Raw genomic sequence first — 17,891 nt, 5'->3', positions numbered from 1 at the left:
AGGTTTTAGCTCATGGCGCCGCCGTTGTGCAAACCCATAGGAGATTCTGTTTTACCCGCTTTTTTATTTTCTTTCGCTGAATCATTGCGTGCAGCAGCCAGCTTATCCAAATACTCTTTGGTCACATCGCCACCAATATACTCACCGGTAAACACGGCACAATCGAACTCAGTCACCTTACTGTTACCTTCGGTAGACGCTGCAATCAAGTCGGCTAGGTCTTGATAAATCAACCAATCAGCGCCGATCTCTTTACAAACTTCTTCATCAGTACGGCCATGCGCAATTAATTCTGAAGTGGTAGGCATATCAATGCCGTATACGTTTGGATATTTCACCGCAGGTGCCGCGGAAGCAAAATACACTTTGCGTGCACCCGCATCGCGCGCCATTTGAATAATTTGTTGACAGGTTGTGCCGCGCACAATGGAGTCGTCTACCAACAATACATTCTTGCCTTTAAATTCCAACTCGATGGGATTTAATTTTTGGCGAACAGATTTTTTACGTTGCTGCTGCCCAGGCATAATAAAGGTACGGCCAATGTAACGATTTTTTACCAAACCTTCGCGAAATTTCACGCCCAGTTTTTGCGCTAGCGCTTGACCAGCAACACGACTTGAATCTGGAATTGGAATGACAACATCAATATCGTGATCAGGCCTCTCACGCAAAATTTTATCGGCCAGTTTTTCGCCTTGACGCAAACGCGCTTTATAAACGGAAATGCCATCCATAATCGAATCGGGGCGAGCGAAATAAACGTGCTCAAAAATACACGGCGCCAAGCGCGAATGTTTCGCACACTGGCGACGATGTAATTGGCCATCTTCAGTAATGTAAATCGCTTCGCCCGGTGCAACGTCGTCGATTAAGTGGAAACCCAACACATCGAGCGCAACACTTTCGGATGCCACCATATATTCAATGCCTGCTTCACCTTCACGCGAACCATAAACCAACGGACGAATCCCGTTGGGGTCGCGGAAAGCAATCAAACCATAACCCGCAATTAAGGATACAACCGAATAACCGCCAGTAATGCGGTTATGCACACCTTCGATCGCCTTAAAAATATCGTCTGGTGTTGGTTTTAACTTGCCTTGCATTTGAAGCTCATGCGCAAACACGTTGAGCAACACTTCTGAATCTGAATCTGTATTGACGTGACGTAAATCGGTTTTGAATAAATCTTCACTGAGCTTTTCAGTGTTAGTGAGGTTCCCGTTGTGAGCCAGCGCAATACCGTAAGGAGAGTTCACATAAAAAGGCTGTGCCATCGCCGGGCCAGAACTGCCCGCTGTTGGGTAACGCACGTGGCCGATCCCCATATTGCCAACCAAACGTTGCATGTGGCGAGTTCTGAACACATCCTGCACTAAGCCATTCGCTTTTTGCTGCGCCATGCGACCGTCCTGGCAGGTCACAATACCGGCAGCATCCTGACCACGGTGTTGGAGTATGGTTAGCGCATCATACAATTGAACGTTGACATCGCGTTTGCCCACAATACCTACAATGCCGCACATACTTACTCACCTATTTAAAAACTGAATTAAAAAACGGGGTTAAAAATTAAATCTTTGAAACAATCAATCCGCTGCACATTAAACGGAAGTCGCCTCTGGCTTTCGCAACAAACTCACCACCCACGACGTGATGCCGTTAATCCCATTTTGAACCGCCGCTTGATAAGGCGAAAAATAAGGAATGAGTTGAGATTGTTGAAACCAGGAATCTTTGGTTACGGGCACATAATTCGGCACGTAAATTAAAAACATCATCACCAGCAGCACGCCGCGTGCAAAGCCAAACACCATACCTATCAGACGATCTGTGCCCGATAACCCGGTGGCTTTGACGATGAGGCCAATTAAAAAATTGATCAACGCGCCCAAAAATAGCACCCCGACAAAAACCAGTAAAAAGGCTGTCATAGCACGCAATGAGGGTGTTGATATTGTGTTAACGAGGAATTCTTCAAGACGATGGCTGAATACATTGGCGCAAACCAAAGCAACAACCCAGATGACAAGGGACAAGGCTTCTTTAATAAACCCGCGAACAAGGCTGATAACACTGGATAGCGTCAAAACAATCACAATGGCCCAATCTGCCCCATTCATGCGCCCAAGTTCCCCACTTCATTAAGGACGCGCATTTTAACAGAGCCGCCCACTATCAAACAGCTCTTTAACCACAAGTTTAATGTTCGTAATTCGTGAATTCGCTTTATCAAGGCTGGAATCGCATCACCATGGATTTCACTTTCAGGCGCTTGTCCATTTGTTCCTTTAATGCCAAAGTCTGATTTTTGTCCAGCTTGGGACCGATATAAACACGGCTGATAGTACCGTTTCCGCTGGGTGTGGTTCGCACATAGGCTTTTTGACCATCTGCCTGTAAATCATCCCGCAGCTTATTTGCCGCTTCCTTCGTCGTAAAACTACCCACTTGAACCACCCAAGCGTCAGGCAGGCCTTGCTGATTTAAAGGCATAGCCGAAACAGAAGATGTGTGACTCGCAATAGATTTTGCAGACGAAGCCGACGCGCTCGTAACGACAGCCGCAACGGAAGATGCTGTTGCAGAAGAAGCAGAAGCCACACTTTGCTCAGGTGCAGCCTCGGTGGGCGCAAACATGGTTTCCGGCGCTGGCGCTGGCTCGATATTAGGAACTGGCTGTGGCGATTTGAATTCCTCGGCAACCAAATTAGGGCGCGCAGGAATCTGCGATTTTGTGCTGACTTGATAATCCTTCTTTTCTTTAAAGAAACTCGGCAATAGCAACACGGCTACCGCAGCCAAAACGGCCGCACCAATTAATCGATGCTTTAATGTGTATCTCACTGAGAACCTCGAGAAGCTTAGGAATTCGTCTGCAAATACGCCAATGCGGCGGCGACAGTAAAGAAAGAACCAAATACCAATACGCGATCTTGCGGTGTTGCCTTGGCCAACACCGCTGGCATCAATTGGCTTATAGCACCGGATTGCTGAACCTGAGCTTTAAGGGACAACAAGTTATCACCCAAGGCTTGTATGCTTGCCGCGCGCGGAATTTCTGACAAGTCCAGCAAAAACCATTCATCAACCAAACCTACAAGGTTTTCCAGGCTCGCAATGCGGTCTTTGTCGCTCATCATGGCGACTATAGCAAAGGTTTTTCCAGCGATTGGCTGTGCGGTTAAGCGTTTGGCCAAATATTCCGTCGCCGCGGGATTATGCGCGACATCTAAAATAAACTGACGATCTTGATAAGAAATTTGTTGGAATCGACCCAGCAACTCCAAACCCAATAAGGATTGCTCAATTTGCTGCTGAGTTAATTCGATACCAAGCAAGTTAACAACCTGCAAGGCTGCGGCCATGCTGGGTAATGGTAAATGCGGAGCGCGCATGGAAACCAATTCAACATTTAATCCGTTTACAGCTTTACCTTCCCACGACCAAGTAGATTCATTTTCGACAAACGAAAATTCGCGACCAACAAAATAAGCCTTGGTTTTTAGTTGCGCTGAAATATCTAAAATGGTTTGCGGTGGGTTTGGATCTGCACACACGAATAACTGCTGCTCGCGGAGGATACCTGCTTTCTCACGCCCGATTGCATCGCGAGTATCGCCCAACCAATCTTGGTGATCTATAGCGATAGACGTAATAACCGCGACGTCTGCATCAATAATATTTACGGCGTCAAGCCTGCCACCCAACCCTACTTCCAATACGTAGTAATCCACTTGCTGCTGTTTGAGAATTTCCAGCGCAGCTAAGGTTCCGTACTCAAAGTAGGTAAGGCTAATGGAAGATTCGTCGGACGCAGAACACGCCGTTGCAATTTTTTCAAACGCGGCACAGATAAGTTCATCCGCAACAGGCTTACCATTTATTTGGATGCGCTCCGCGTAATGCAACAAATGCGGAGAGGTGTAAACACCGACATTAAAATTTGCAGCGCGCAATAATCCTGCCGTTGCTGTAACACAAGAACCTTTTCCGTTTGTGCCCGCAACGGTAATAACTTTTGCGTTTGGTTTTAATAAATCCATTCGCGCTGCAACTTGGCGAATACGATCTAATCCGAGATCAATTTCTTTGGGATGGCTTTGCTCAAGCCACCCCAACCACTCTGCTAATGAAGTAAATCTCATGTGAGCGGGAAATTAATTCAGCACAGGCTTGTGGGTAAATTTAGCGAGGAGTGATGCAAGTTTGTCGCGCATATCACGACGATGAATAATTAAATCAATAGAACCGTGATCCAACAAAAATTCCGCACGCTGGAATCCTTTTGGCAACTTTTGGCGAATTGTTTGTTCAATAATACCTGGGCCAGCAAAACCAGCGCGAGCACCCGGCTCCGCCACGTTTAAATCGCCCAGCAATGCCAAACTCGCCGACACACCACCGTATACAGGGTCAGTCATAACAGAAATGTAGGGTGTGCCTTGCATTTTCAAGCGCTCAATTACTGCAGAGGTTTTTGCCATCTGCATCAATGAAATGAGCGCCTCTTGCATACGCGCACCCCCCGTTGCCGAGAAGCAAACGAGCGGAATATTTTCCTGCAGCGCGATAGTGGCGGCGCGAGTAAACTTCTCACCCACCACATAGCCCATCGAACCGCCGTGAAACGCGAATTCAAACGCTACCGCAACAACCGGCATACCTTTCAATTCACCGCACATAGCAACCAAAGCATCTTTTTCGCCGGTTTCTTTTTGCGCCGTCGTCAAACGGTCTTTGTATTTTTTAATATCTTTAAATTTCAAACGGTCGATAGGTTCAACCTCAACGGCCAACTCTTTACGATTTTGTGGATCGAGAAACATATCCAAACGCGCACGGGCGCGAACACGCATGTGATGATCGCACTTTGGACAAACATCAAAATTCTTTTCGAGTTCTGGTTTGTATAAAACGGCATCGCATTTCACGCACTTTTCCCACAAACCTTCGGGAACTTTATTTGAGCGCTTGGCTTCAGATCGTGTCGCAACACCAGGGATAATTTTTTCTAACCAACTCATCGTAAAATCTCTTTGGTTTGTCAGTAACCTGTGAAAATCGCTGTTGATGCGATCCTGCGCTGCGCTTCTTCCACGGTTTCTCAGTTGTTCTATTAACAGTGATTTCCGTTAGACCACTGCCAACTTTTTGTTTGTTTAGAGCGAATCAATCGCAGTGCGAATACCGCCAATAATTTCACCTACTGCACCGGCAATCACAGCTGGAGATTGACCTTCAAGTGATCCCATTTTATCAACCAGCACGCTGCCGATCACAACACCGTCGGCCAATTGCGCAACTGATTTTGCCGTTGCAGGGTCTTTAATACCAAAACCAACACAAACCGGCAGATCCGTTAATTCACCAAAAGCGGCGAGTTTGGATTTAACATCGTCAACATCCAAATGGCCTGCACCGGTCACACCTTTCAATGAAACGTAATACAAAAAGCCGCTTGCGTGCTCTGCAATTTTGCGTGCTCGTTCAACTGTGGTGGTTGGCGCAAGCAGGAAAATATTATCCAAACCTACCGCATCCAACGCATCTTTTAAAATCACAACTTCTTCTGGCGGTAGATCAACGGTTAACAATCCATCAACACCCGCTTCTGCGGCAGCCGTTGCAAAAGCTTGATAACCAAAACGCTCAACCGGGTTTGCATAGCCCATCAAAATGACTGGCGTACTGCTGTTGGTTTTGCGGAATTCTTTTACCAATTCCAACGAACCTCTAAGGCTGGTGTGGTGAACCAAAGCACGCTCGTGGCCTTTTTGAATCACTGGGCCTTCCGCCATTGGATCAGAAAAAGGTACGCCCAACTCAATCACATCTACACCTTTGGCAACCATTTCATGCATGGTTGGCAAGGTCACTTCGGGTTGTGGATCACCATTGACAATGTAGGCGACCAAAAGTTTTTTACCGGCCGATTTTGCTTCAGCTACGCGTTGTTGAATACGACTCATCACTTATGTTCCTGTTCTGTTTTCTGCGTATGAGTTAAACGGTAATACCGTCGAGGGCAGCAACAGTATGAATATCTTTATCGCCACGACCAGAAAGGTTGACGATGATGATTTGGTCTTTGCTCATGGTTGGCGCGAGCTTCTCCGCATAGGCGATTGCATGGCTGGATTCCAGCGCAGGCATGATGCCTTCGGTAAGCGTTAATTTGCGGAAAGCAGCCAGCGCTTCGTCATCATTAGTCGCCACGTAATTCACACGACCAATATCTTTCAACCACGAATGCTCTGGGCCGACACCGGGGTAATCCAAACCAGCGGATACAGAATGGGTTTCAATAATTTGGCCGTTTTCATCTTCCATCAAATAGGTACGATTTCCGTGCAGGACACCTGGAATACCTTTGCTGAGAGGCGCAGCGTGCTTACCTGTTTCAATACCCAAACCGCCCGCTTCAACACCGTACATAGCCACTGATTTATCAGCAAGGAACGGGTGGAACAGGCCGATCGCATTAGAGCCCCCGCCCACGCAGGCCACCAAAGCATCTGGCAACTTACCTGCTTGCGCCAAGCATTGACGACGCGCTTCGCGGCCGATAATAGATTGGAAATCACGCACAAGTTGTGGATAGGGATGTGGGCCTGCAGCTGTACCGATAATGTAGAAAGTATCATCCACGTTAGTTGCCCAATCGCGCATGGCTTCGTTCATCGCATCTTTCAAAGTGCGAGAGCCAGAGGTCACAGGGAACACCTCTGCGCCGAGCAACTTCATGCGGTAGACGTTAAGCGTTTGACGTTTAATATCGTCCAAGCCCATATAAACACGGCATTTCAAACCCAAACGCGCAGCAACCGTTGCTGTAGCAACGCCATGCTGACCAGCGCCGGTTTCGGCGATCACACGAGTTTTGCCGGTAAACTTTGCCAAAAGCGCTTGGCCGATGGTGTTGTTTACCTTGTGCGCGCCTGTGTGGTTAAGGTCTTCACGCTTAAGGAAAATTTGCGCACCGCCCAATTCGCGGGTCCAGCGCTCTGCCAAATACAAAGGTGACGGACGGCCAACGTAATGGGCCATATCCTTATCAAACTCAGCTTGGAAGGAAGGATCATCTTTCAAGCTGAAGTAAATAGATTCGAGTTCATCAAGAGCATGAACCAGGGTTTCAGACACAAATCGGCCACCATAGGGACCAAAGTGACCTGCCGCATTGGGGAAACTACCGTAATCAATATCGCTCACTGCTTTATCACCTTCTCTAGTAGCAAATTCAGCATAGGGTTAAGGGCGTTTTCTCGTCCGCCAATAGCAGACAAACCTTAGTATCTACGCATGCCTAGCGTTAAAAATAAATTGTTCAACTTTTTGAGAATCTTTTTTACCGGGTGCTGATTCCACCCCGCCACTCACGTCCACACCATAGACATGCGTAGCTTGAATTGCCGAAGCCACGTTTTCAGGTGTTAGTCCGCCGGCCAATACAATTGGTCGGAGCGATTGTTTGGGAACGCGCTGCCAATCAAAGGTTTCGCCGGTTCCGCCCGGAACACCGGGGCGATAAGCATCGAGCAGTATTGCGGTTGCGCTCGCGTATTTATCAAATGCACCGACCAAATCCAGCTCTGGGCGCATCCGAATGGCTTTCATGTACGGGCGATGAAAGCTTTCACAGAACTCAGGTGACTCATCGCCATGAAACTGCAACAGATGTAATCCAACATTCGCCAACACCTCGCACACGTAGGATTCATCTGCATTTACAAACAATCCCACCACCGTGACAAAAGGCCCGACAGAGGCTGCAATTTCGCGCGCCTGCTCAATAGTTACCGCGCGCGGACTCGGTGCGTAAAACACCAAACCAATGGCGTCGGCTCCGGCGTTGACAGCAGTTTGTGCGTCAGCAACCGAGGTTATGCCACAAATTTTCACGCGAGTAGAATTCACAAGCTGCTCAACTTTGCCTTAGCCGACCTGAAATAAGGCGGCGATAGTACCAGAATTGCCAGCGAAAAACCGCAAATTGCAGCTTTCACGGGCAAATTGATCTGGGAATTAAAGGAAATTTAGCCGCCAAGTTCTACCGCAAAACCGCCTACAGGTTCAGGCAAAAACAAGGGGCCGGGTAGCAACTTGGGTAAATCAAACTCAGACGGAAAATCTACCGAAACCAGATACAATCCAAAAGGCCGCGAGGTAACTCCGCCCGCACTGCGATTTTTTGCAGCTAGCACTTCGCCCACCCAACTCGTAGGCTTATCCCCCACTCCCACCGCCATTAGCACCCCCACCATATTGCGAACCATATGATGCAAGAAGGCGTTGGCCTGAACCTCTATTACGATCAAATCACCACGGCGGATGATGTGCAGGTAATGGATCTGGCGAATCGGACTTTTGGCCTGACATTGTGTCGCTCTGAAGGATGTAAAGTCGTGCTTACCAACCAAATGCGCAGCACCTTCACGCATTTTTTCAACATCCAGCGGCCGGGATGACCAAGTGATTTGGTCATGCAAAAGCGCAGAAGACGTTTTTGCATCTGAAATTAAATAACGATAGGTGCGATTTAACGCGCTGAAACGCGCGTGAAAATTGGGGGCAACATCTTTCGCCCATTTGACGCTTACCGAATCAGGTAAATGAGGCCGCGTTCCCATAACCCAAGCTTTGGGTAAACGCTTGGCGAGAGTATCAAAATGAATGACCTGATTGGTGGCGTGAACTCCCGCGTCAGTGCGGCCAGCACAAACTAGAGTGATGGCTTCATCAGCAACTTTCGATAAAGCTTTTTCCAGCGCTTGCTGTACTGTCTTTACGCCGTTAGGTTGGGTTTGAAAGCCGTGGAAGTCCGTACCCTTGTATTCAATCGCTAAGGCAACGCGCTGCATACCTTCTGGCCAAACCGCATCACCAACCACCTCGCCGTTGCGGGTATAGACTTTACTTTTGGGAATGTAATTCTCACTCATAAAAAAACCTGTACGCCAGAAACAACAAAGCCTTGCATAGCTCCTCTTATTTCAAGGGCCCATGCAAGGCTTTGTTGGCTAGCCTATCTTAAGCGTCGATACGACTCAACAAATCTACAGCTTCTTGACGTTGTTGCTCGTTACCTTCATGCGCTACTTCTGAAAGAATATCGCGAGCACCTTCGTTATCACCCATGTCCATATAAGCACGAGCCAAATCTAATTTGGTTGCTGCTTCATCGGCGTCAGCCATGAAATCCAACTCGGAATCCATGTCGTCATCAGACATATCAGAAGCATCGTCCATCGCCAAACTTTCAGCCGAGAAATCGGACAAGGCTTGCTCAAAAACGTCGTCATCAGACAAGTCTTCAACCGCGTTCGCTTGCACGACTTCTTCAATTGCTTCTTCATCGATGTTATCTAATTGCGCAAAATTTTCTTGGGCAACGGGAGTTTCATCTTCGAGAGAAAAATCTTCTTCAACGGACGAGTCTTCTGAGAATCCGTTACCGGCGCTGAAATCATTAGAAGGATTAGCGTCGAACTCACCTAACTCGTTATCAAGTTCAGCAAATGAATTCTCATCGAACTCTATGCTCTCTTCATCTACTTCAGATTCAGATAACGCAAGATCCAAGTCGCTCAAGCTAGATTCATCGGCAAGCTCAACAGGGCCATCCAAATCAAAGCTATCGTCGTCCTCTACAGTTAAATCGTCTTCAGCAAATTCTTGAACAACGGGCGCTTTAGCTTCAGGTTCTTCCAGTTCCAGCTCGTCGTCTTCCCATGAAAAATCGTTATCATCTAACGCAGAGTCCAATGGGGCGGATGTTGGCTCTTCAAAACTGGAATCCAAATCAACTAAATCGCTGTCGATATCATCGAGCTTAAATTCATCTTCATCTACGCTCGCAAATTCTTCCTCAACAATTTGGCTTGAAGGGGCAGAGGCTGGAATTTCATCATCCAACATATCGAGTTCAGCATCGAGACTTGCCATTTCGCTATCAAGCGCAGCCAAATCAACCTTATCAACATCCATTTCCAAGTTGAAATCATCAGCAAGAACATCGCCCTCATTAAATTCGGGAGATTTGATGCTGTTAGCTTCTTGCGCAAGTGAGCTTGGCTCGTTGTCCAAATCGCTAAAATCAAAACTGAAATCCTCTTCACTACGCTTGGACACTTCAACGTCTTCTGGCAAAGCGTTGTTGTCCATATCATCCAAGGCTAAAGAAATGTCTGAAAGATCTTCTGCTTCGCCCTGAACTTCCGGAGCATCGTCCAAATCAAAATCTAACGCAAAATCGTCGTCCATATCGGCAAGATGATTGGTTTGACTCGCGGGAGTCGCTTCTGCTTGTGGTGCATCAAGATCATCTAAATCAAGGTCAAACGCGAAGTCATCTTGGTTAGCTTGGTCTGCTACGGCTCGTTCAGTTTGGACGGATTCTGTATCGAGATCCAAATCATCCAAATTAAAGTCGCCACCCCCGCCAAGCTGCTCGCCCGCCTCAGCAACCGTTGAATCAAATTCACCAATACCTGGAATATTTGCACGCAACTCTTTAGCACGGCTCAGTGCAAGGCCACCAGCAAGTGGTAGAAGTACTGCATAGTGTTTATCAAAAGCAGGCGCATTTTGAGTTTGGGAATACACCTCTAAAAGCTTCAAGCGGATATCTGTATTATTCGGGTCTTTGGCAAGACCATTAAGCAACATCTCTTCCGCTTGATCAAACTTGCCGTAGGCGATGTAGATATCAGCCTCACCGACAACATCTCCAGTTTCAGCTACAGCGGTCGTATCCTCTTCGTCAAACAGAGCCATCTCGTCAGTCGCGTCTGTGGCATCTGGCTGCTCTTCAGCGGCTTGGTTGAAGGCATCGAAGTTAGGCTCGTCTTCTGGGAAGTCGTTGTTAAATGAGTTGCGTTGCTCTGCTTCTGCTTGCTCTTTGCGACGGCGCGCCAAGGCTACACCGCCAGCACCCAATAAGGCTGCCGCGCCCAAGCCAACCCACAGGATATTGTCGAACACCTGATCTACGAGCGTTTTCTCAGGTGCTGGCGCAGGAGCCGGTTTGACAGCAGGTTGTTTTTTGGGGGCAGGAGCGGGCGCTGCCGCACTTGAAACAGACTGAGCAAGAGAGCTGGTTGTGGCAGCTGGAACCGAAGAGGTTTGCGCCTTTGCAGTAGCTTCTGCAGGCTTCGCATCAGAAGCAAGCTTGGTATCAGCCGGTGCTTTTTCACCTGAGGATTGTTTGCCGGAGTTCAGCTGTAATGCACGCAGTTTTTCATTGCTGACATCAACCAAACGCTGCATGGTTTTAACTTGTTCTTCCAAGTCATGTACACGTGAGGATAATTCAGTTTTTTCAGACTTGGCGCGCTCTAACTCTTCCAAGGTTGTCGCCAACTCAGATTCCAAGGCTTTTCCAGTCCCCTTGTTCGCACCACTACCCTGCCCATCGGTAGATTTTTGTTTGGAGGTGGGCGCCTCTAACCTGACGCGACCCGCAACAGCTTCCGACTTGACCCGCTCAGTGTTGGTACGGCGCGATGCATCTAACTGTGCACCCATTGCGGAATCCGTTGGTGCCGCAGAATTACCCGACCAGCTGGCAGATTGTGCGTTGAATTGCCTTACTGCTTCAGATTGGGAAACGCTGGAGATTTCAGCAGCGTCCGGTACGCGAAGTACTTGGCCTTTTTTCAACAAATTAATATTGCCGCGAATAAAAGCATCAGGATTCAATCGTTGCAACGCAAGCATCGTCTGATGAACGCTGGAACTGGAGTCTGGGCGTACCGCGAGTGCAATTTCCCATAAAGTGTCCTTATCACCTACTGGCCCGTAGGTGCCGGAGGACACTTTAGACTTTTTTGCGGGCTGATCTTGCTCGGCAATAATTTCAGGCTTTTCTTCTGCTGCGCCAGAATCCAAATGAGCTTTAATCTCTGCCTCTAAGGCGGGATCGGATTTTTTATTTGCGGTAACAGCAGATGTAGTGGTTGACGAGGTGATCCGCGCAGCTTGTACCGCTTGCGGTGCCGCATCATCGTAAGTCGGCAAATCCATCAACAATGTGTATTCACGTAACAAGCGACCAGAGGTCCACTTAGCTTCAACCAGGAAGTTCAGGTAGGGTTCACGGACGGGATTGCGTGAGGTAATGCGTACTATGGGACCACTGGGGTTATCCAGAGCAACTTCGAACTTGAATTCAGTGTAGAAGTGAACAAAATCGAGCCCGTTGCGCTCAAATTCGGAGGACGAGGCCAAGCCGACGATAATCTGCTCTGGCGATAAGCCTTTGGTGTCCAATAATTGGACTTCGGCGCTGAGCGGTTGGTTGAGCGTGGACTTTAGCTTAACCTCACCCAGTCCCAATGCGCTGGCATAATTCGACAGTGCAAAAGAAGCGAATCCACAGGCTAATACCAATTTACGAAGATGCATAGGGTGATCCTTTATTATCTTCCAGCAGCGCGACTTAACAGAAATTCTGGCTTTGGTTGCCAGATTGAGGGGTTAAGCCCTAAACCGGATGTTGTATGCGGGTACTGCAAAACCTCGAATAAATATTCACTATCTGTCGTAAGTATTCATTATAAATAGGTTTTTATCAACACTTCGTCCCTTCTGGAAGCTCGCCAGAACGGACTTTTTGCACATTTTTCAGCGCTTTGGGGTAAAAAAGTACACTTTGGATGGGCAATTCCAGCCAAACAGAGCCGGAAACAAGCCTGCCAAATAAAAAACCCCCAATAATCGGTAGATTATTGGGGGTACTTAAAGCGATTCTTTAAGTTGAGGATTAAGCCTCTTTGAGCACTTTTAGCATACGACGCAAAGGCTCAGCGGCTCCCCACAATAATTGATCACCTACAGTGAAGGCTGACAGGTATTGTGGGCCCATGTTCATCTTACGCAGACGTCCAACTGGGATACTCAAAGTACCTGTAACCTTTGTAGGGGTCAGATCGCGCAAGCTGCTTTCGCGATCATTTGGTACAACTTTAGCCCATGGATTCGCATTCGCAATCAAAGCTTCAATATCTGTGATGGGCACATCTTTATTGAGCTTGATGGTCAACGCCTGCGAGTGACAACGCATGGCACCGATTCTCACACACAAGCCATCAACCGGAATTGGATTGCCATCGCGGCCGAGGATTTTGTTGGTTTCAGCCTGACCTTTCCATTCTTCTTTGGATTGACCGGTTTCCCATTGTTTGTCGATATATGGCAACAAGCTACCTGCCAAAGGATGGCCGAAGTTCGCTTTTGGCAACTCATCGCCACGCATGGTTTCAGCAATGATGCGGTCGATTTCAAGGATGGCAGATTTTGGATCAGCCAATTTGTCAGCCACAGACGAGTGCAAAGCACCCATTTGCGAAATCAGTTCACGCATATTTTGCGCGCCTGCACCCGATGCAGCTTGGTAAGTCATAGAAGATACCCACTCAACCAAACCAGCATGGAACAAACCGCCCAAGCCCATCAGCATCAAACTAACGGTGCAGTTACCGCCAATGTAGTTTTTAACGCCTTTGGCGATTCCGTCCTTAATCACGTCAAGGTTTACGGGATCAAGCACGATAATCGCATCTTTCGCCATACGTAGACTTGATGCCGCATCAATCCAGTAGCCGTTCCAGCCAGCAGCGCGCAATTTTGGGAAAATCTCGTTGGTGTAGTCACCGCCTTGGCAGGTAACAATCGCATCCAGTTGTTTCAAATCGTCAACTGAATAGGCATCTTTCAATGCAGGCAAACCACTTGCAACGGCTGGGGCTGCGCCGCCAACGTTGGAGGTAGTAAAAAATACGGGTTCGATGTTCGCAAAATCATTCTCTGCTTGCATACGCTCCATCAGAACGGAGCCCACCATACCGCGCCAACCAACAAAACCTACTTTCATTTCAATTCTCTCTTAAAAAATCTGCTTACTAATATACGTTACGTCCACCGGGTTTACTGGGAAATCATAATGGTTTCTGGCGAAGATTGCTTAGATCTTCGCGCAAAAATTAAACATTATTGCAATGCAGCGACGACTGCATCGCCCATTTCTGCCGTTGAAACCTTTTTAGTGCCTTCGGTGTAAATATCGCCGGTACGATAGCCTTGATCCAATACCTTGCCGACAGCCTCTTCAATCGCGTCCGCTACCTCGGCATAACCAAGCGAATAACGCATCATCATAGATACCGACAAAATGGTCGCTAATGGGTTAGCAATGCCAAGGCCAGCGATATCAGGCGCAGAACCATGGCATGGCTCATACATACCGCGACCATCTTTATCTAGGGAAGCTGACGGCAACATACCAATTGAACCAGTCAGCATAGCTGCCGCGTCAGACAAAATGTCACCAAACATGTTGCCGGTAACAAGAACATCGAACTGCTTGGGCGCGCGCACCAACTGCATTGCTGCGTTATCTACATACATATGCGACAGCTCAACATCAGGATATTCTTTATGAAGGTTATCCATCACTTCACGCCACAACATCGTAGCCTCTAACACGTTCGCTTTATCAACGGAGCACACTTTGCGGTTACGCTTACGCGCCATTTCAAACGCCGTGCGGCCGATGCGAATAATCTCACTCTCAGAGTATTTGTAGGTGTTGTAGCCTTCGCGCTCACCGTTCTCCAATACACGAATACCGCGCGGCTCACCAAAATAAATTCCGCCAGCCAATTCGCGCACAATCAAAATATCCAACCCAGAAACCACTTCAGGCTTCAAGGAAGATGCATCAACCAATTGCGGGTACAGGAGAGCTGGGCGCAAGTTAGCGTACAAACCCAACTGCGAGCGAATTTTCAGCAAGCCTTTTTCTGGGCGAATCGCGCGATCCAATTTATCCCACTTGGGACCGCCCACCGCACCTAACAAAATGGCATCAGCTTGACGCGCGTGCTCTAGGGTTGAATCTGCCAGAGGAACGCCGTGAACGTCGATTGCACAGCCGCCCATTAATTCGTTTTCGAAGGTCAAATCCAAATTAAATTTTTTATTAACCACATCTAACACTTTGCGCGCTTCGCGCACGATTTCTGGACCAATACCATCGCCTTCCAGAATTAAAATATGCTTACCCACAAGTCTCTCCTGTTTCTACAAATTTAGACGCATGCATTCTTCACAAATAATGCATGACAATTCTCACTTCACCGAAAGCCAACGCAAAACTACTCTGAGAACACAATAAAACGACAGACCTTTTCACTAGCGCTACCAAAGACGTAGCAAGTTTGGAATATGTTTTATGCGTCAGATTGTTTTTGCGTTCGTTTGCTTTATCTCTTTTAGTTCTAGCTTTACCTATGCCATTGATCGAATCGATATTTCCGTTGGCAGTCTTTCTCGCCCGTCTTACCACGTCGATACTATTAGTAGCTACCGCGCTGGTTTATCGTGGGATACCGATTTACTCAAAGATTACATCAACTCTCAAAGCAGCATTCGTTTGGAATCGAGCATTGGCCTTAACCAAACCAGTTTAGGCGATATCTACGACCTAACCGCTGCACCCACTTTTCATTACCAGTTTAAAAAAATCGATCAAAAAGTATTTTTTGAATTCAGTGCTGGCGTCGCTTACATTTCAGACACTGATTGGGCGGCCTATCACAACATGGGTTCAAACTTGCAGTTTGCCGACCGAGTGGGTTTTGGTTACGCCTTTGAGAAAACTGAAGTAAGCCTTAACTTTTTTCACTTTTCCAACGGCGGAACCAACACTCATAACCCAGGTTGCGACATGCTGCTCCTTCGCACGAGCTTTAAGATTTAATTTTTCACCACATCAAACAACCAAGGACTCTCGACGCGCTTTTTAGCTTCGTACGCACGAATTGCATCGGCGTGTTCGAGAGTTAGACCTATATCGTCCAATCCATTCAACAAACAATGCTTACGGAATTCATCGATTTCAAACGCAAAGCTTTCGCCACTCGGCGTTTTGACAACTTGCGACTGCAAATCGATTGTTAATTGATAGCCTTCTGTTGCGTACATTTCTTTAAAAAGCTGATCGACGATTGCTTCGCTTAAAATAATCGGCAACAAGCCATTTTTAAAACAGTTGTTGTAAAAAATATCCGCAAAACTTGGAGCAATTACGCTGCGGAAACCGTAATCGTCCAACGCCCAAGGCGCATGTTCGCGGCTAGAACCACAACCGAAATTTTCACGCGACAACAAAATAGTCGCACCTTGGTAACGAGGGAAGTTTAACGGAAACTCTGTGTTAACCGGACGGCCTTCGCAACTTTGGTCTGGTTTACCTTCATCTAAATAGCGCAACTCATCAAACAAGTTTTTACCAAAGCCTGTGCGCTTAATGGATTTTAAAAACTGTTTCGGAATGATCATATCGGTATCGACATTTGCACGATCCATAGGAGCGGCAATGCCTTGCAAAACGGTAAAACTTTTCATGGCAATTTCTCCTATTAGTTAAAGGTACGAACATCAACAAAGTGACCTGCAATCGCGGCAGCAGCAGCCATAGCAGGACTCACCAAATGAGTGCGACCGCCGTAGCCTTGGCGACCTTCAAAATTGCGGTTTGAGGTTGAAGCACAATGCTCGCCATTACCCAATTTATCCGCATTCATTGCCAAGCACATTGAACAACCTGGCTCACGCCATTCCAAACCGGCGGCGATAAAAATCTTATCCAAGCCCTCTGCTTCTGCTTGTGCTTTCACGGCGCCAGAACCGGGAACAACGATCGCTTCTTTAACAGAAGCAGATTTTTGTTTGCCTTTTACAACCTCCGCCGCCGCGCGAATATCTTCGATGCGTGAGTTGGTGCATGAACCAATAAATACGCGATCAACTTTGATAGATGTGATGGGTTGATTCGCTTCCAAGCCCATATACTTCAAAGCGCGGATCATGTCATTACGTTTGACAGGGTCAGCTTCGTTCGCTGGATCTGGAACCTTATCTTCAACGGAAACCACCATCTCGGGTGATGTTCCCCAGCTGACTTGTGGCTTGATGTCCGCGCCATTCATTTCAACAACCAAATCGAAATGGGCACCTTCATCGCTCACATAGTTGCGCCAATCCGCAACAGCGCGCTCCCACAAATCGCCTTTAGGCGCATAAGTTCTGCCTTTCACGTAATCAATTGTGGTTTGATCAACAGCAACCATACCAGCGCGAGCGCCCGCTTCAATCGCCATATTACAAACAGTCATGCGCCCTTCCATGCTCATATCGCGGAAAACCTGACCGCCAAATTCCATCGCGTAACCCGTACCGCCAGCGGTACCGATTTTGGCAATAATCGCCAAGACCACATCTTTGGGCGTTACGCCCAAGCCTAATTTGCCTTCTACTTTGATCAGCATGTTCTTCATTTTTTTAGCGACCAAACATTGGGTAGCCATTACATGCTCAACTTCACTGGTACCAATTCCATGCGCCAAGGAACCTAAAGCACCGTTGGTGGCAGTATGCGAATCACCGCAAACAACCGTCATGCCGGGCAAGCAAGCGCCAGTTTCCGGGCCAATCACGTGCACGATGCCTTGGCGATTGTCATTGATTTTGTATTCAACGATACCGAATTCGTCGCAGTTGTCGTCCAGCGTTTTCACTTGAATCAATGACACAGGATCCTCGATTCCGCTAATACCGTGGGCGCGCTCCTTCTGAGTGGTTGGAACATTGTGATCTGGTGTTGCCAAAATGGAATCCACTCGCCAAGGCTTGCGACCAGCCAAGCGCAAACCATCAAAAGCTTGGGGTGAGGTCACTTCGTGAATGATGTGGCGGTCGATATAAATCAACGCCGAGCCATCATTGTTTTGATTCACCAAATGGGCATCCCAAAGCTTGTCATACAAGGTTTTTTTCGTTGCAGGGGTATTCATTTTTCAATCCTCGCAGGGCTTTTTACAGTG

15 protein-coding genes are annotated in these 17,891 nt (G+C 47.6%); 1 reads left to right on the top strand and 14 read right to left on the bottom strand.

The window, feature by feature from the left end:
- Positions 1 to 5: 5 nt before the first annotated feature.
- The 12 genes from purF to leuB all read right to left on the bottom strand — a co-directional run bounded on the left by purF (position 6) and on the right by leuB (position 15,072).
- Positions 6 to 1,529 (bottom strand): amidophosphoribosyltransferase, encoded by a 1,524-nt coding sequence (gene purF, locus U1F02_RS07445; protein WP_409989742.1) that lies wholly within the window; start codon positions 1,527 to 1,529, stop codon positions 6 to 8.
- 78 nt (positions 1,530 to 1,607) lie between these two features.
- Complete coding sequence (locus U1F02_RS07440) at positions 1,608 to 2,126, bottom strand: CvpA family protein (protein WP_409989741.1); 519 nt, start codon at positions 2,124 to 2,126, stop codon at positions 1,608 to 1,610.
- A 109-nt stretch (positions 2,127 to 2,235) separates the two neighbouring features.
- Positions 2,236 to 2,850 (bottom strand): SPOR domain-containing protein, encoded by a 615-nt coding sequence (locus U1F02_RS07435; protein WP_409989740.1) that lies wholly within the window; start codon positions 2,848 to 2,850, stop codon positions 2,236 to 2,238.
- Positions 2,851 to 2,867: 17 nt separating this feature from the next.
- A complete protein-coding gene (folC, locus tag U1F02_RS07430) occupies positions 2,868 to 4,151 on the bottom strand; it encodes a bifunctional tetrahydrofolate synthase/dihydrofolate synthase (protein WP_409989739.1) in 1,284 nt (427 codons plus the stop codon).
- A gap of 12 nt (positions 4,152 to 4,163) precedes the next feature.
- A complete protein-coding gene (accD, locus tag U1F02_RS07425; RefSeq protein ID WP_409989738.1) occupies positions 4,164 to 5,030 on the bottom strand; it encodes an acetyl-CoA carboxylase, carboxyltransferase subunit beta in 867 nt (288 codons plus the stop codon).
- A 135-nt stretch (positions 5,031 to 5,165) separates the two neighbouring features.
- Positions 5,166 to 5,975, bottom strand: a complete 810-nt coding sequence (trpA, locus tag U1F02_RS07420) for a tryptophan synthase subunit alpha (RefSeq protein WP_409989737.1) — start codon at positions 5,973 to 5,975, stop codon at positions 5,166 to 5,168.
- Between the two features lie 34 nt (positions 5,976 to 6,009).
- Positions 6,010 to 7,218, bottom strand: a complete 1,209-nt coding sequence (trpB, locus tag U1F02_RS07415; protein ID WP_409989736.1) for a tryptophan synthase subunit beta — start codon at positions 7,216 to 7,218, stop codon at positions 6,010 to 6,012.
- A gap of 84 nt (positions 7,219 to 7,302) precedes the next feature.
- Positions 7,303 to 7,923, bottom strand: coding sequence for a phosphoribosylanthranilate isomerase (locus U1F02_RS07410; protein ID WP_409989735.1), 621 nt, complete (start codon positions 7,921 to 7,923; stop codon positions 7,303 to 7,305).
- 119 nt (positions 7,924 to 8,042) lie between these two features.
- Complete coding sequence (truA, locus tag U1F02_RS07405; protein ID WP_409989734.1) at positions 8,043 to 8,948, bottom strand: tRNA pseudouridine(38-40) synthase TruA; 906 nt, start codon at positions 8,946 to 8,948, stop codon at positions 8,043 to 8,045.
- 88 nt (positions 8,949 to 9,036) lie between these two features.
- Complete coding sequence (locus U1F02_RS07400) at positions 9,037 to 12,411, bottom strand: FimV/HubP family polar landmark protein (protein WP_409989733.1); 3,375 nt, start codon at positions 12,409 to 12,411, stop codon at positions 9,037 to 9,039.
- 358 nt (positions 12,412 to 12,769) lie between these two features.
- On the bottom strand, positions 12,770 to 13,879 hold the full coding sequence (gene asd, locus U1F02_RS07395) for an aspartate-semialdehyde dehydrogenase (RefSeq protein WP_409989732.1): 1,110 nt from the start codon (positions 13,877 to 13,879) through the stop codon (positions 12,770 to 12,772).
- Between the two features lie 116 nt (positions 13,880 to 13,995).
- Positions 13,996 to 15,072: a 3-isopropylmalate dehydrogenase gene (gene leuB, locus U1F02_RS07390; RefSeq protein ID WP_409989731.1), complete on the bottom strand. Its 1,077-nt coding sequence runs from the start codon at positions 15,070 to 15,072 to the stop codon at positions 13,996 to 13,998.
- A 166-nt stretch (positions 15,073 to 15,238) separates the two neighbouring features.
- On the opposite strand from leuB, the gene U1F02_RS07385 reads away from it, so the two are divergent.
- Positions 15,239 to 15,766: an acyloxyacyl hydrolase gene (locus U1F02_RS07385; protein WP_409989730.1), complete on the top strand. Its 528-nt coding sequence runs from the start codon at positions 15,239 to 15,241 to the stop codon at positions 15,764 to 15,766.
- On the opposite strand, the gene leuD is transcribed toward U1F02_RS07385, so the two are convergent.
- Positions 15,763 to 16,413 carry a 3-isopropylmalate dehydratase small subunit gene (leuD, locus tag U1F02_RS07380; RefSeq protein ID WP_409989729.1) on the bottom strand — a complete coding sequence of 217 codons (651 nt, stop codon included), beginning with the start codon at positions 16,411 to 16,413 and terminating at the stop codon, positions 15,763 to 15,765. The genes U1F02_RS07385 and leuD overlap by 4 nt on opposite strands.
- Positions 16,414 to 16,427: 14 nt before the next feature.
- Positions 16,428 to 17,861, bottom strand: coding sequence for a 3-isopropylmalate dehydratase large subunit (leuC, locus tag U1F02_RS07375; protein ID WP_409989728.1), 1,434 nt, complete (start codon positions 17,859 to 17,861; stop codon positions 16,428 to 16,430).
- Between the last annotated feature and the right edge of the window lie 30 nt (positions 17,862 to 17,891).

The organism is Cellvibrio sp., from assembly GCF_046347455.1.
Lineage (GTDB): Bacteria > Pseudomonadota > Gammaproteobacteria > Pseudomonadales > Cellvibrionaceae > Cellvibrio.
The sequence above is the reverse complement of the archived record's forward strand: the minus strand, read 5'-3'. Positions and strand labels throughout refer to the sequence as shown.